Raw genomic sequence first — 14,061 nt, 5'->3', positions numbered from 1 at the left:
CCAACCTGCCAGAAGCCCGGCTACCTCTTCAGCTCGCCGATCAGCCGGTCGATCCTGGTGACCTCTTTCGGCGCGCGAGCCTTCTGGTAGGCGGTCCGCGCACGCCGGTAGCAGGTCAGGGCGTCGCCCGGCTGGTGCAGCCGCCGGTGCGCCTCCGCCATGCCCTGCATCGCCATGCCCACGCCGTACGGGTTGTCCCGCTCCTGGAAGATCGCATGGGCCCGCCGGTGCGAGTCGAGGGAGAGTTCCGCCTTGTCCAGCATCAGGTAGGTGGTGCCCATGCCGTTGAGCGCCATGCCCTCGTCGTGCCGGGCGCCGAGTTCCAGGAAGATGTCGCCGGCCTGGCGGTGGGCGGCGATGGCCTCGGCCGGCCGCTTCGCCTTACGGTGACCATCACCCATGCCGTTGAGCGCCATGGCTTCGCCGTACCGGTCGCCGAGCTCGACGAAAATGGTGCGGGCCTGCCGTAGACAGTCCAGTGACTCGTCCAGGCGGCGCAGCTGCCGATAGATCGTACCCATCCCGTTCAGTGTCACGCCCTCACCGCGAAGATCCCCGATCGAGCGGCAGATCCGCAGCGACCGCCGATAGCTGTCCAGCGCAAGGTCCCTTTTGGACTGTCGGCGGTAGGTGGCGCCCATGCCGTTGAGCGTCATGCCCTCGCCGTACCGCTCACCCAGCTCGACGAAGATCGTCCTGGCCTGTTCGAGGCACTCCAGAGATTTGTCCAGGTTCATGTCCCAGCGGTGCGCGGCGCCGAGGCTGTTCAGCGCCATCGCTTCACGGAACCGATCGCCGCTCTCCCGTAGCAGGACCAGCGCCTGCCGGTAGCAGTCGATGGCCTGCTTGGTCTGCCGTGCCTGCCGGCGGGCTCCGCCGAGGTAGTTCAGCGCCACGCCTTCACCGTGCCGGTCACCGAGCCGTCGGGCCGCGGCCAGCGCGAGCTCCTGGGTCTCGACCCAGTCCGCGAATTGCTTGCGCAGCTCGAGAAAGAAGAAGAGCGCGAGCGGAATGTCCCTGGCGAAGGTGTCGAACCCGTACTCGGTCGCCAGCCGCACCGCTGCCACCAGGTTCGGCTGCTCGGCGGCCAGCCAGTCCACCGCGGCCGCCCGGTCTTCGAGCTCCGGTGACCGGTTCTCCGGCGGCGCGGTCGGGTCCAGGTGGGTTTCCGAGGCGCGGGCCTTGGCCAGGAAGTACTCCAGCAGCCGCCGAACGGCCGCTTCTTGCTCGTCGCCGGGTTGTTCCTCCCGGCAGCGTTCGGCCGCGTAGAGGCGCAGCAGATCGTGGAACCGGCAGTGGTCCTTGACGGTGGCGGACTGGATCAGGTGCGCGCGGCACAGCCCGTCCAGCGCCCGGCGCGCGACCTCCTCGGAGGTGCCGGTCAGCGCGGCGGCGGCGCCGTAACCGAAATGTGGGCCGGGGTTGAGCGCCAGCAGCCGGAACACCCGCGCCTGCTCGGCGGGCAGATACCGGTAGGACACGTCGAAGGCCACCCGGACCGCGATCGAGTCGCCGTAGGCCAGCTCGCCCAGCCGGTCACTCGCCGCGGTGAAGATCTCGACCAGCTCGGACACCCGCTGCTCCGGCTTGTCCGCCAGCAGCTCCGCGGTGATCCACACGGCCAGCGGCAGATGGCCGCACAGCCGCACCAGTTCCGCGGCCGCCGTCGGCTCGTCGTCGACCCTGGAGTCGGCGGGGTCGGCCGCGCGCAGGGCGGCGGCCAGCACAGCGGTCGCGTCGGCCGGGGGCAGCACGTCCACCTCGACCCGCCGGGCACCGCGCACAGGCAGGGTGTGCCTGCTGGTCACCAGCATGCGATGCGCCTCGCTGCCCGGCCGCAGCGGTTGCACCTCCTCGATCGCGGCGGCGTTGTCGGCCAGCACCAGCACGCGTTTGCCTTGCGCGGCCAGCCTGGAAAGCTCCGAGCGGTAGAGGGTTTCGCGCTCGCCCTGGCTGCCGGGGATGAACTCGCCCGCCACCCCGAGCGCCCGCAGCAGCGCGGCCAGCGCGGCGTTGGCGTCGAGCCGCCGGTCCGGGTCGTAGCCGTACAGGTCCACGAACAGCACTCCACCGGGAAACCAGCCCTCCGCCACCGCGAGGCGCGCGGCTCGCACCGTCAGCGCCGTTTTGCCGACTCCGGCCAGTCCGGCGATCGTGCAGACTGCCGTTTCGCCGTCCGGTGCGAGGATGTCGGCGAGGGTGGCGAGATCCTCGGCACGGCCGGTGAACTCCTCCTCGGCGGGCAGCCCGGCCACCGACACCGGTACCGGCGGGGACAGGTGCACGGAACCGACGTCGCGAGCCTGAAGCACCGGCCCCGCGACCGTGCCACCGGCGATCTCGTTGTGTGACTGGTCCACCACGACATCGTGCACAGCTATCCGCACCACCACCGCCAGGACCCCGAAACTGCCCCCTTTCGGCCCATTGCCCGGTCGCCTACCCACCTTTTCACCGACCGCCTTTTCACCCGCCGCCGTACGAGCCCAATGTGACGTTTGGTGTGTTCTATTGGCCAAACGTCACGTTGGGCCTGGTCGCCGGGTGGAGGTAGGAGAGGCGTCAGAGGGAGTGGCGGAGGTGGCGGGCGTGGGCGGCGGCGTTGCGGATCGCGGTGTGCAGGGCGGTGGGGTCGATATCGAGTGGGGCGGGCGTAAGGGCTGGGGCGGTGGGGGCCGCTCCGGCGAGAGCACTGCTCACGTTTGCGAGCAGTGCTTTCTTGTCTTGGCCGCGCAGGGTGGTCAGGAGGAACGGGTCCTCGTCGAAGGCGTCCGCCAGCGCGTAGTGCAGTGCGGCAGCGTGCGCGCAGGGCTCGTGCCTGCCGCGGCAGGTGCAGGTCGCGGTCAGCTCGCCCCGTCCGGGGAACAGCGAGTAGCCCGTGGCGCTCAACGTCTCGTCCACATCTTCGGGCAGCCGGCCCGCCAGCAGGGCCGCGGCGTGCCGGACCTGCCCGGCCAGCGCGCGGCTCACCACCGCCCAGCCGCTCTCGTCGTAGATCGGCAGTCGCAACACGACGCGGTGCTCTGCGACGAGAGCAGTGATCTCGCCCGGCGACACGTCGAGCTGCTCCACCGCGCCCTTCCTGGCCAGCGTGCGGCCATGGGGGAGCCGGGGATTCGGATAGCGGGTGTGCAGGGACTCCAGGGCGCGGGTCCAGCGGTGCCCCCACCAGGTCGTGCCGAATTCCTTCGCAGTGCTCACCGGTCCACCTCCGTCAGCTCGACCAGCGCACGCAGGTCCTCGTCGGCCAGTTCGGTCAGCCAGTCCTCGCCGGAGCCGATCACGGCGTCTGCCAGCCCGCGCTTGGACTCCAGCAGGTCCGCGATCCGCTCCTCCAACGTGCCGCCGGTGACCAGCTTGTGCACGAAGACCGTGCGGGTCTGGCCGATCCGGTGCGCCCGGTCGGTGGCCTGGTCCTCCACCGCCGGGTTCCACCACCGGTCGTAGTGCAAGACATGGGTCGCCCTGGTCAGGTTCAGCCCGACCCCGCCCGCCTTGAGGCTGACGATCAGCAGCGGCGAAGCCCGCTCGTCCTGCTGGAACGCCCGCACCAGGCCGTCCCGCCGCGACGTGCTCAGCCCGCCGTGCAGGAACGGCACCTCGGCCAGCTCCAGCTCGGCGGCGAGATGGGTGGCCAGCAGCTCGCCCATCACCCGGTACTGGGTGAACAGCAGCGCCCGCTCGCCCTCGTCGACCACCTCGGCCAGCATTTCGGTGGTCCTGGCCAGTTTCCCGGAGCGCCCGGCCAGCTCGCCGCCGTCGCCGAAATCCCCGAGGTACTGCGCGGGATGGTTGCAGATCTGCTTGAGCGCGGTGAGCAGCCGCAGCACCCGGCCGCGCCGCTGGATCCCGGTGCCGAGGTCGCCGGACAGCATCCGGCGCACGGTCGTCCGGTACAGCGCGGCCTGCTCGTCGGTGAGCGTGCAGGACACCACCGCCTCCTGTTTCGCCGGCAGGTCGGAGGCCACCTCGGACTTCAGCCTGCGCAGCAGGAACGGCGCGGTGATCGCACGCAGCTGCCGGGCCGCGGCCGGGTCGCGCTGTCGCTCGATCGGTTGAACGAAGCGCTCGCGGAACCGCCGCTGGGAGCCGAGCAGTCCGGGGTTGCAGAACCGCATGATCGACCACAGCTCGGACAGCCGGTTCTCCACCGGGGTGCCGGTGAGCGCCAGCCTGGCCTCGGCCCGCAGGCCCCGTGCCGCGCGGGCGGCCTGGGAGTCCGGGTTCTTGATCTGCTGCGCCTCGTCCAGCACGACCACGTCCCAGCCGACCTGATCGAGCAGCTCGGCGTCGATGCGGAGCAGAGGATAGCTGGTCAGCAGCACCGTCCCCGGCGCCAGGTCGTCCACTGTGGACGGCCGCATGGCACCGTGGTGCGTGCGCACCTCCAGTCCCGGCGCGAACCGGTTCAGCTCGCGGGCCCAGTTGCCCAGCACCGAGGTCGGGCAGACCACCAGGTGCGGCCCAGGCCGGTCCGCGAGCAGCGCGATGGCCTGCAGGGTCTTGCCGAGGCCCATGTCGTCCGCGAGCAGCGTGCCGAACCCCAGCTCCGCCATGGACTGCAGCCAGGCCGCGCCGCGCCGCTGGTAGTCCCGCAGCCGGGCGTCGACGCCGTCGAGCCGTGGTTCCTGTGCGTCCGCCGCCTGCAACCGGCGCACCAGGTCCTCGACGGCGCCTTCCGCCACCACCTCGACCGCGCCGAACTCGGTGGTGTCGCGGGTACCGGCCAGTGCGAGCGACAGCGCTTCCGCGGCCGGCAGGTCGTCGGCCCGGTCCAGCAGCCCGGCCAGCCGCCCGGCGCCATCGGCCCACACCCAGCGGTCGCGCCAGCGGACCAGCCGGGCCTGCTGCCCGGCGAGTTCTTTCAGTTCCGCCGTGCTCAGCGTCTCCTCGCCGATCGCTGCCTCCCAGCGCACGGCCGTCAGGTCGGTCACCCGCGCCCTGGCGCGCAGCCGGTGCTCGGTCAGCTCGGACGGCAGCCGCACGTCGATGCCCGCGCCGGTGAGCGCGGCGGCTCCTCCGGCGAGCAGGTCGGCCGCTTCGGTGACGTCGAGCCGGACGCCGGTTGGCCGCTGCTCGGACAGGCTCCGGTCGATCGGCGGGAACAGCCTGGCCGCCTCGGCCAGCCCGCGCACCAGTGTCTGCTGCTCCTGGCCCTGCCAGGCGCGCTCGGCGGGCACGGTCTTGCCGAGCCGCACCGCGAAGTCCAGCTGCCAGTCCTGGTGTTCTCCTGGTGTCCGCAGCTCCAGCACCAGGCGCGCGCCGGAGGTTTCGACACGCCCGTCCGGCCCGGTGAGTGCTTCGAGGTAGCGGTCTCCGTAAAGCTGCTCCACACGTCCGCACAGATCGGCGACCGCCTCCCCGAAAGCCGCGACCTCCTCCGCCGGCAAGGCGGGGAACCTGGCCGGATCCCAGTCAGCCAGCCGCCAGTGCGCGAGGGCGACGCCGTCCCCGAGATCCCGCAGCGCGGGCAGGAGCTTGCCCTCCGCGACCTGGTCAAGGGCCAGTTTCGCGGGGGCGAGCCAGTCGGCCAGCGGTCCGTCCTCAGTGGACGGGTCCGAGAGCGCGGCCAGCGCGTCGGTGATCGGCAGTGGCCGGTCCGTGGGTACCTCGAACCGCCCGTCGGATGGCCGGTGCTCCCCGGCCAGGAAGATCGCTCTGCTCAACTGCCGCCACTTTCCGTAACGCGCGTCGTGATCAACGCGAGTACTCTGATATCTCGTCTAGCTGCATACACCCGGAACAGATTCAGGACAGAGGTAACTGGTTGTAGTTGCGCCGAGGAGGTGCGGACGTGTTCGAAGAACAGCCACGCTTCGCTTCGCTCGCCCTTGGCGTGCTCGCCGGGTTCGGCGCCGGGCTACTGCTGTCCGCCTTGCTGCTCGCCGGCCGGTTCGACCGGTCGATGGAACCGGCCGGTGCGGTGCTGGTCCAATCCACCCCGGCCCCGACCTCGAGCGCCCCGCCGCCGCCCACGGTCACCGTGACCGCGCCGCCGCCCGCCCCGGTTACCGTCGTCGAGACACAGGTGGTGACGCGGACCGAGTTCGCCCCGCAGGACCCGCGCCACCCGCCGACCCTGCTGCCGCCGGAGGCTGCGTTGCCGACCACCGGCAGCTCGTTGTCGTCCCGCCGAGGACCCTGAACCGGCGCAGCGGGCATGGAATCCCCTTCCGGGCAAGGTGGACGGCATGACGGAGTCGACGTGAATGGGGCCGATCAATGGCCGTTTCCGAGAGTACGCGACGGATCGCCGTAATGCCAATTCCGCGGAAGCGCGATCGGATTTGACAAAATGTACCTCTTGCCATCAGAGCGCATATTTGACAACTGGAAAATCTTGTGTCCCATGGCGGAAAATCGCTGGGGATGCAACCGGAAGCAGAGGTGTCACCGTCTGTGGGGTATGCGAATACTCGCGGGGGTTGGCGTGCTGGCGGCGGCGGTCACGGTTTCCTGTGGCGGCGGTGAGGTCGCCTGCACGATGATCGGGACGCCGGTCGGGATCTCACTGGACATCGAGCAGCCACTCGAAGCGGAGGTGGCCGGCGCGACGATGACCGTGTGCTGGGCGGAAACTTGCCACACCATCCCGGTCGCGCACGGCTTCGCGACGGTGGACGACCTGCCTGCCGCGCCGGTCAAGGTCACCGTGACGCTGGTGCGCACCGACCTCGCTCCGTCCATCGAGCAGACCCTCGAAGTGACCCCGGAACTGGCTTATCCGAACGGGCCGGACTGCGGTGCGGGCGGGCCGCAGGCTGGCATTCGGGTCGCCGCTGATGGCACGGTCACCGAGCGCTGACCGGCGTCCAGCTCGTGCACGCGGTCCAGTAGCGCGGTTCCGGCATCGTGGAGATCCTGGCCGAGGTCGCGCATTCCTTCGGCGAACAGGTCCGGGTCCGACTGGCAGTGCACCAGTGCGACGGTGCGCTGGGTCAGATAGCGGTGCAGTTCGCGTACGCGGTCGAGAAGGCGGATGTCGCGCTCGTTCATCGCGGGCTGCCCGCCAGGCTCTCGCGCCAGATCCGGTCGCAGTCCCAGCAGGTCGGGTCGAACCATAGCCCGCCGAGTGCGTGCAGATCCGAAGCGCGCACGGTGACTTCCGCACCGCACAACGCCCGGAACTCCCCGCCGGGCCCCGGCACCAGCCCGTCCAGAGCATGCCGCCTGCCACCCGCTTGCTGCCAGCGCAACATCGCTACTCCTGGTGTGTCGTCGTTGATCCCAGCGTAAGCATTCGTAGTTTGGGGACAACTGAGTTGCAGCGACGAGACAGCGGAGGTTCTCGTGCCCAGAAAACCGCTCAGCGCCAAGATGAAAAGTGTTGGTGCGCAGTTGCGGGGATGCCGGGAGAGCGTTGGCCTGCTCCTGCGCGAAGCGGCCGTGTTGGTGGAGTGGGACAAGTCGAAGCTGTCCAGGGTCGAGAACGGCGAGCGCACCATAAATCCCGAGGAAGCCGCGCATTTGCTTGGGGTGTACCGGATTCGCGCGCAGGTACGGGAAGAGATCCTGAGGGTGGTCCGCACCCTTGACGAGCCTGGTTGGTGGGGGCAGGGCCAGCAGGACCTTGAAGGGCTGCCCAAGGAAACGTCGGTGCTGGCTGACTACGAATCCGAGGCCAGCAGACTCAGCAACTGGGAGCCGCTGATGGTCCCCGGGTTGTTGCAGACCATGGAGTATGCCAGGGCATTTCTGCTGGGTACCGGTGCAGACCCGGCCGGTACTGACCTCCGGCTGGCGGCGAGATTTCGTCGCCAGCAGATTCTGAACAGTGGAGTGAAATATGTGGCTTTCCTCGGTGAGTCCGCCTTGCACACGCCGGTCGGAGACTCAGCCCTGATGGCGCGGCAACTGGCCTGGATCAAGCAGACTGCCACCCGGCCCAACGTGCTGGTACGGGTGGTGCCAACCCAGGTCGGGCCACACGGTGGGCAGCGAGGGCCTTTCACGGTTCTGGAGTTTCCAGACGCGCAGCCGGTGGTGATGGCCGAACTGTTGCGGTCCAGCGTGTTCATCGACGAAGCCCGACAGATCGCGCCCTACCTGGAGACTTTGATGCACCTGGTCTCTGTTGCGCTGAGTGAGACAGACTCGGCCCGGCTCATCTCCCGGCTGGCCCACATGTAGTGAAGGGCCCCTTCACGGACAAAAGCGAGCGGGTCGCCCCTCCCAACATGCAGCGAAGGCCACCTTCGCTGCGTTGAACGCAGGCAAGGTGGCCTTCGCTGCATAAGCCGGTCAGCCGAGGTCGCGGCGGCGGAAGGCGAAGAGGCCGGCGGACATGGTGACCAGTGCGACGGCGAGCAGCCAGAGCAGCGGAGTCGCGGTGAACGGGGCGCTCGGCAGTTTCGGGATGTGCGAGAACGGCGACACGTCGAGCACCGCCTGACTCAGGTTGGCGACCGGGCCGAACAGGCTGATCAGCAGGAACAGCGCGGCCACGGCCCACGCGGCCGTACTCGCCTTCGGCAGGAAACCGAAGATCAGCACCGACACCCCGGCCACCACCCACACCGCGGGCAGCTGCGCCAGCGTCGCGCCGAGCACCGCGGGCACCTGACCGCTCACGTCACTGACCCGCAGGCCGTGCAGCAGCCCGCCCATCGCACCGGCCACGGCCAGCAGCAGCGCGCTGCCGAATACCGCGAACACCAGGTGACTGCCGGCCCACCGCAGCCGGCCGACGCTGGTCGCGAGCAGCGGTTCCACCCGCACCGCGACCTCCTCCGACCGCATCCGCAGGGTCGCCTGTACCGCGTACATCGACACGATCATGGCGAAGATCCCGCCGATCGCGGCGAGGAACGCGTCCACCATCGCGGCGGACCCGCCGAGCCGGGCGAACATCTCCTTTGCCTGCGCGCTGTCGCCGATCACGTCGCCGATGCCGGCGGCCAGCGAACCGAACAGCGCGCCCATCACCGCGAACCCGGCCAGCCAGCCGTACAGCGAGCCGCGGTGCAGCCGCCAGGCCAGCGCGAACGGGGAACGCAGGCCCGCCGCCGCGGTGGCGGGTCCCGGCCTGGTCGCCACGATGCCCATGCCGAGGTCGCGGCGCGGCAGCAGCGCGTAGCCGATCCCGCCGAGCACCAGCGCGGCCACCAGCGGCAGCACCAGCACCCACCAGCGCTCACCGGCGAACGGCCGCACCTGGTTGGACCAGCCGATCGGGGACAGCCAGGACAGCCAGCCCACGTCCTTGGCCGAGTCGCCGACCGCGCGCAGCAGGAAGGTCAGGCCGAGCACCGTGGTGGCGATGCCGTTCGCGGTGCGCGAGTACTCTGCGAACTGCACGGCGATCGCGGCCACCCCGATGAACACCCAGCCGGTCAGCGTCACGGCGAGCCCGAAGGCGAACGAACCCGCTGCCGGTGCGCCGGCCCCGGCCATCGCCGCCGCGGCCAGCAGCCCGGACAGCAGCGCGGCGGTACCGGTGAACAGCGCCGCCGCCGTCAATGCGGCGTAACGGCCGAGCACCCCGGACGCGAGCAGCTCCTGCCGGCCGGTGTCCTCCTCCGCCCTGGTGTGCCTTGTCATCGTGAAGATGCACGCGAGCGCCAGGAACAGCGGCAGGAACGCGCCGTACCGCCAGACCGTGAACCCGCCCGCGGTGGACAGGTCGAACGCCGGGCCGTAGAGCAGGCTCAGCGACGGGTTAGCGCCCATGGTCGACGTCAGTGAGGCGCGTTCGGCCGGGGTCTTGTACAGCCCTTCGTACGCGCCGATGGTGCCGGCCGGGATCACACCGATCACCACGACCCAGATCGGCATGACGATCCGGTCGCGGCGCAGCGCCAGCCGCACCAGGTGCCGGGTGCCGAGCAGCGGGTGAGTGGACCCGCTGGGCGCCGCGTGTGCCCGTACCGAACGGTCGAGAGTGCTGGTCATTTCGCCGCTACCTGCTGTTTCGCATTGGATGCTTCGGTGGTGTAGTGCCGGAGGAAGAGCTCTTCGAGGGTCGGCGGCTGGCTGGTCAGGCTGCGCACGCCCACCTGGGTGAGCCGGGCCAGCACCTCGTCCAGCGCATGCGTCTCGACGTCGAAGCGCACCTTGTTGCCCTCGATCTTGAGGTCGTGGATGGAGTCCGAATTGGACAGCCCGTTCGGCGGTCCGGCCAGCTCGGCGCTGATCGAGGTGCGGGTCAGGTGCCGCAGCTCGCTCAGCGTGCCGGTCTCCACGGTGCGCCCGTTGCGGATGATGCTCACCCGGTCGCAGAGCGCCTCGACCTCGGCCAGGATGTGGCTGGACAGCAGCACCGTGCGGCCCTGCTCGCGCTCCTCCTGGATGGCGTACTGGAAGGTGGCCTCCATCAGCGGGTCCAGCCCGGAGGTCGGCTCGTCCATGATCAGCAGGTCCACTTTGGACGCGAGCGCGGCGACGATGGCGACCTTCTGCCGGTTGCCCTTGGAGTAGGTGCGGCCCTTCTTCTTCGGATCGAGGTCGAAGCGGTCGATCAGGTCCTTGCGGCGCCGCTGGTCGAGCCCGCCGCGCAGCCGCCCGAGCAGGTCGATCACCTCGCCGCCGGAGAGGTTGGGCCAGAGGTTGACGTCGCCGGGCACGTAGGCGAGCCGGCGGTGCAGGCTCGCCGCGTCCTTCCAGGGGTCGCCGCCGAGCAGCCGGACGGTGCCGGAGTCCGCGCGCAGCAGGCCGAGCAGCACCCGGACCGTGGTGGACTTGCCAGCGCCGTTCGGGCCGAGGAAGCCGTGCACCTCACCGGTGGCCACGGACAGGTCGAGGCCGTCGAGAGCCTTGGACCGGCCGAAGGACTTGTCCAGGCCGGCAACTGAGATGGCGTTTTCCATGACAGGGAAGCTACACTCTTTTCACAAAGTCGTGAAGTAAAGAAAGTGTATGGATGGGGTGATTGCCGGCACCCCACTAGGAGAGGATGGCGCCATGTCGAGCCGACCGCAGTCCCAGCGTGACCCGAACCCGCAGCGTGACGAAGACGCTGTGCTCCGTTACATCGAAAGTTTCGCACTGGTGCTGACCCAGGCGGGCTTCCAGCGGATGGCGGCCAGGGTCTTCTCCGCACTGATGGTCACCGACAGCGGCCGGCTGACCGCGGCCGAGATCGCCGAGAAGCTGTCCGTCAGCCCCGCCGCCGTCTCCGGCGCGGTGCGCTACCTGGAGCAGATCGGCCTGGTTTCGAAGGAGCGCGAGCCGGGCGAGCGGCGCGACCACTACCGGCTCTACGACGATCTCTGGTACGCCACCTTCCTCAAGCGCAATCGGATGATGACCCTCTGGCGCGACGCCACCGTGGAAGGCATCGAAGCGATGGGCCCGAACACTCCGGCCGGGCGCCGCCTCGCCGACATGGTGGACTTCCTCGACTTCATGATCAGCGAGATCCCGGTGCTCTTCGAGCGCTGGCACCGGCTGCACCTCGAACGTCAGGCAGGCTGACGCCCGGCTCGCTCTCCCGGCAGACACTCAGGCCGTGTCCGTTATGCCTGTTTTATCCCGCGGTTGAGGTCACACACCGCTAACGGATCCCAGGCAAACGGGTGGAACCGGTCGAAGCTGAGGAAAAATCTGCCAAGAAAATACTCTGAGTGTGTATCTGCGAAGGGGTTTGCTGCGTCATATGGGCGTAGCACTTGAGCCCGACCCCTTCAACCTGCACCGGGAGAGCCTATGACCGCCGATCACTCCTGCGAGGCCGAGATCGCGAGCATTCGCGATTCGCTGGCCTCGCTGGGCGCCTCCTGGCGGGTCGGTGAGACCAGGCTGAGCAGGCTTTCCGTCGAGTCGCGCGCGGTGCGGCTCGGGGTGCCGGCACCGGACCAGGGCGAGATCGACCTCCGAGTGCACCAGCCGTCGCGGATGGCGCACGCCGCCTTCCACACGGCCGGCGAGTCGGTGGTCGCCGCGCTGGCCCCTTCGTCGAGCCTCCCCGAGCGGTTCGACCTGCGGAACCTCCACGGCCGCAACTACGTCACCCCGGTCAAGGACCAGGGCGAGACGGGTTCCTGCACCGCGTTCGCCACCGCGGCCGCGCTGGAGGGCACGGCCGCGTACACCCGGTCGGCGCCGGGGCTGAACCTGGACCTGTCCGAGGCGCACCTGCACTTCGGGTACGCCGCCGCACGCGAAAGCCTGCACCCGGACGGTTCCTGGCCGGACGAGCTGTTCGACGACAGCATGTCCAGCGGGGTCACCTTCGAGGACTACTTCCCCTACCGCGAAGACGGCGCCGGCGCGCTGAACCCCGGCTGGCCGGACCGGGTCGCGCACGCGGAAGAGGTCATCGATCTCAGCGGCAACCCCGCGGCGATCAAACAGCACATCTACGGGTACGGGCCGGTCGCGGCCTGCCTGGTGATCTACAACGACCTGTTCCACTACACCGGCGGCGTCTACCGGCGCACCACCGACGAGACCAGCGGCGGACACTGCGTCGCGCTCATCGGCTGGGACGACGTGGCCGGCTGCTGGATCGCGAAGAACTCGTGGGGCGCGGACTGGGGGGAGCAGGGCTTCCTGCGGATCGCGTACGGCGAGGCCTTCCTCGAGGACTATCCGGCCGCCCGGCCGACCACGCTGGGCTGCACGGGGGTCAACCTGCGCGCCTGGCTGCCGGCCCAGCGCGCGCTGCGCCTGTTCACTTCGGCGCATGACGCCAATGGCTGGGCGTACCTGGAGAACCTGGGCTGGACCAGGCTTTCCGGCGGGGCGCACAGCACGACCAGCAAGCTCGCGATGTTGACCCATGCGCGGGCCGGGGGCCATCCGGTGGCTCCGTTCATCGACAACGACGAGTTGAGCATGATCCAGATCGCCTACTGAGGCCTGGCAACAAGCAGGGGAGCGAACAGCGATGACGAACACCGAGAAGAAGGCGCAGCCTCCGGACAACGAGGACCGGTCTGGGGGTGACGTGGAGCGGCTCGAGGAGAACCAGCCGCCGGTCCCGCCCAACTGGACCCCGGAGGGCCCGCCGCCGGTGGCGCCGATGGGCTGGGAGCCCTACAGCCCGCCCGCCGGCCGTCCCGCGGTCGCGCCCACTGGGTGGGAGCCCTACACCCCGCCGCGTCCCGCGGTCGCGCCCAACGGCTGGGAGCCGTACAGCCCGCCGGCCGGCCGTCCCGCGGTCGCACCGACCGGGTGGGAGCCCTACAGCCCGCCGCCGGTGGCGCCGACGGGCTGGGAGCCGTACACCCCGCCGCGTCCCGCCGTCGCACCTACCGGTTGGGAGCCTTACGGCCCGCCGCCGGTCGCGCCGAACGGCTGGGAGCCGTACAACCCGCCGCAGCGCAACGGCGGGAACGGCGGTGCTGCCGCGCCCGCACCGGTCACCGCCGAGCAGGGTGACGGCTGGGTGCACAACCGGGGCATCACGGCCCTGTACTCGTACGACTCTTCGCCGGGCGTGTGGGCTTTCGTGCACGGCGTGGGCTGGAAGCGGCTTTCGCCGGGATCCGACTCCGGGCACGGCCACCTGGTGCTGCTGGCACTGATGGCCAGGAACCACCGGATCCCGGTGAGCTACCACGAGGACGCCTTGGGCCAGATCGACCAGTTGCTGGTCTGAGGAACTACTCGAGACAGGCGGTGGCCGGCAGTCGAGGGGGCCGCCGGTCACCGCCGCCCTGAAGAACCCGGGAGAGGGAGCGTGCTCGTTCAGATCGCGCAGGTCGACGCGGGGGTGCCGACCGAACTGCGCGTAGGGGACACCGTGGAGCTGCGGCTCCGCGAGGTCCCGGCATCCGGATACCGGTGGCGATGGCGGCTGCCGGCGGGGGTGCGGGTGCTGGTGGACGAGCATGTCCAGGGGGAACAGGGCCACCCTGAAGGGGGCCGGGCGGCCGCGGGGGCGGGGCCGCCGGGAATGGGTGGGGTCCGCCGGCTGGCGTTCGACATCGTCGGCGCCGGCCGGCACCTGCTCAAGGCCGAACTGGCGCGGCCGTGGGAAACAGAACCGCGCCGTGAGCTCACGTTTGTGTTAACGACCGACTTTCCGACTACTCCAAGCGAGTGACACATGTATCTGGGGACGACCTCGACGCTCACCTATTCGGTAGATGCCGCGATACTTCGAACACCGACTTGAGG

The 14,061-nt window shown here is 69.8% G+C and carries 14 protein-coding genes; 7 read left to right on the top strand and 7 right to left on the bottom strand.

Annotation, left to right across the window (positions count from 1 at the left end; translation table 11 throughout):
• Positions 1–20 precede the first annotated feature (20 nt).
• The 3 genes from AMYNI_RS0114530 to AMYNI_RS0114520 all read right to left on the bottom strand — a co-directional run bounded on the left by AMYNI_RS0114530 (position 21) and on the right by AMYNI_RS0114520 (position 5,666).
• Positions 21–2,360: an ATP-binding protein gene (locus tag AMYNI_RS0114530; protein WP_169515743.1), complete on the bottom strand. Its 2,340-nt coding sequence runs from the start codon at positions 2,358–2,360 to the stop codon at positions 21–23.
• A 202-nt stretch (positions 2,361–2,562) separates the two neighbouring features.
• The gene (locus AMYNI_RS44575; RefSeq protein ID WP_051116322.1) at positions 2,563–3,201 is read right to left on the bottom strand and encodes an SWIM zinc finger family protein; all 639 of its coding nucleotides are present in this window, start codon (positions 3,199–3,201) and stop codon (positions 2,563–2,565) included.
• Entirely contained in the window at positions 3,198–5,666 is a 2,469-nt protein-coding gene (locus AMYNI_RS0114520) for a DEAD/DEAH box helicase (RefSeq protein WP_020668748.1), read from the bottom strand. The genes AMYNI_RS44575 and AMYNI_RS0114520 overlap by 4 nt, the downstream gene beginning before the upstream one ends.
• 128 nt (positions 5,667–5,794) lie before the next feature.
• Here AMYNI_RS0114520 and AMYNI_RS44570 point away from each other — a divergent pair, with 128 nt between their 5' ends.
• Positions 5,795–6,145, top strand: coding sequence for a hypothetical protein (locus AMYNI_RS44570; protein WP_020668747.1), 351 nt, complete (start codon positions 5,795–5,797; stop codon positions 6,143–6,145).
• Positions 6,146–6,406: 261 nt separating this feature from the next.
• Complete coding sequence (locus AMYNI_RS44565) at positions 6,407–6,805, top strand: hypothetical protein (protein WP_157357357.1); 399 nt, start codon at positions 6,407–6,409, stop codon at positions 6,803–6,805.
• On the opposite strand, the gene AMYNI_RS47760 is transcribed toward AMYNI_RS44565, so the two are convergent.
• Together AMYNI_RS47760 and AMYNI_RS0114505 are read right to left on the bottom strand one after the other, a co-directional pair.
• Positions 6,721–6,996 (bottom strand): hypothetical protein, encoded by a 276-nt coding sequence (locus AMYNI_RS47760; RefSeq protein WP_040405748.1) that lies wholly within the window; start codon positions 6,994–6,996, stop codon positions 6,721–6,723. The two genes, AMYNI_RS44565 and AMYNI_RS47760, sit on opposite strands and share 85 nt — an antisense overlap.
• The gene (locus tag AMYNI_RS0114505; protein ID WP_020668745.1) at positions 6,993–7,199 is read right to left on the bottom strand and encodes an HC3 family zinc finger protein; all 207 of its coding nucleotides are present in this window, start codon (positions 7,197–7,199) and stop codon (positions 6,993–6,995) included. Before AMYNI_RS0114505 ends, AMYNI_RS47760 begins: the two co-directional genes overlap by 4 nt.
• 91 nt (positions 7,200–7,290) lie before the next feature.
• Here AMYNI_RS0114505 and AMYNI_RS0114500 point away from each other — a divergent pair, with 91 nt between their 5' ends.
• Positions 7,291–8,130, top strand: a complete 840-nt coding sequence (locus AMYNI_RS0114500) for a helix-turn-helix domain-containing protein (protein WP_063713764.1) — start codon at positions 7,291–7,293, stop codon at positions 8,128–8,130.
• Positions 8,131–8,241: 111 nt separating this feature from the next.
• Here the strand turns inward: AMYNI_RS0114500 and AMYNI_RS0114495 are convergent, their stop codons facing one another.
• A complete protein-coding gene (locus AMYNI_RS0114495) occupies positions 8,242–9,891 on the bottom strand; it encodes an ABC transporter permease (protein ID WP_020668743.1) in 1,650 nt (549 codons plus the stop codon).
• Entirely contained in the window at positions 9,888–10,805 is a 918-nt protein-coding gene (locus AMYNI_RS0114490; protein ID WP_020668742.1) for an ABC transporter ATP-binding protein, read from the bottom strand. Before AMYNI_RS0114490 ends, AMYNI_RS0114495 begins: the two co-directional genes overlap by 4 nt.
• Positions 10,806–10,899: 94 nt before the next feature.
• On the opposite strand from AMYNI_RS0114490, the gene AMYNI_RS0114485 reads away from it, so the two are divergent.
• From AMYNI_RS0114485 to AMYNI_RS0114470, 4 genes are all read left to right on the top strand, one after another.
• The gene (locus AMYNI_RS0114485) at positions 10,900–11,412 is read left to right on the top strand and encodes a GbsR/MarR family transcriptional regulator (RefSeq protein WP_020668741.1); all 513 of its coding nucleotides are present in this window, start codon (positions 10,900–10,902) and stop codon (positions 11,410–11,412) included.
• Between the two features lie 231 nt (positions 11,413–11,643).
• On the top strand, positions 11,644–12,795 hold the full coding sequence (locus AMYNI_RS0114480; RefSeq protein ID WP_020668740.1) for a C1 family peptidase: 1,152 nt from the start codon (positions 11,644–11,646) through the stop codon (positions 12,793–12,795).
• A gap of 31 nt (positions 12,796–12,826) precedes the next feature.
• Positions 12,827–13,540, top strand: a complete 714-nt coding sequence (locus tag AMYNI_RS44555) for a hypothetical protein (protein ID WP_245573931.1) — start codon at positions 12,827–12,829, stop codon at positions 13,538–13,540.
• 81 nt (positions 13,541–13,621) lie between these two features.
• The gene (locus AMYNI_RS0114470) at positions 13,622–13,987 is read left to right on the top strand and encodes a protease inhibitor I42 family protein (RefSeq protein ID WP_020668739.1); all 366 of its coding nucleotides are present in this window, start codon (positions 13,622–13,624) and stop codon (positions 13,985–13,987) included.
• Positions 13,988–14,061 lie beyond the last annotated feature (74 nt).

The organism is Amycolatopsis nigrescens CSC17Ta-90 (genome assembly GCF_000384315.1).
Lineage (GTDB): Bacteria > Actinomycetota > Actinomycetes > Mycobacteriales > Pseudonocardiaceae > Amycolatopsis > Amycolatopsis nigrescens.
The sequence above is the reverse complement of the archived record's forward strand: the minus strand, read 5'-3'. Positions and strand labels throughout refer to the sequence as shown.

Coding starts and splice junctions, on each gene's coding strand:
- AMYNI_RS0114490 (WP_020668742.1), bottom strand. CDS start 10,805: ATGGAAAACGCCATCTCAGTTGCCGGCCTGGACAAGTCCTTCGGCCGG.
- AMYNI_RS0114505 (WP_020668745.1), bottom strand. CDS start 7,199: ATGTTGCGCTGGCAGCAAGCGGGTGGCAGGCGGCATGCTCTGGACGGG.
- AMYNI_RS44565 (WP_157357357.1), top strand. CDS start 6,407: ATGCGAATACTCGCGGGGGTTGGCGTGCTGGCGGCGGCGGTCACGGTT.
- AMYNI_RS44555 (WP_245573931.1), top strand. CDS start 12,827: ATGACGAACACCGAGAAGAAGGCGCAGCCTCCGGACAACGAGGACCGG.
- AMYNI_RS0114495 (WP_020668743.1), bottom strand. CDS start 9,891: ATGACCAGCACTCTCGACCGTTCGGTACGGGCACACGCGGCGCCCAGC.
- AMYNI_RS47760 (WP_040405748.1), bottom strand. CDS start 6,996: ATGAACGAGCGCGACATCCGCCTTCTCGACCGCGTACGCGAACTGCAC.
- AMYNI_RS0114485 (WP_020668741.1), top strand. CDS start 10,900: ATGTCGAGCCGACCGCAGTCCCAGCGTGACCCGAACCCGCAGCGTGAC.
- AMYNI_RS0114480 (WP_020668740.1), top strand. CDS start 11,644: ATGACCGCCGATCACTCCTGCGAGGCCGAGATCGCGAGCATTCGCGAT.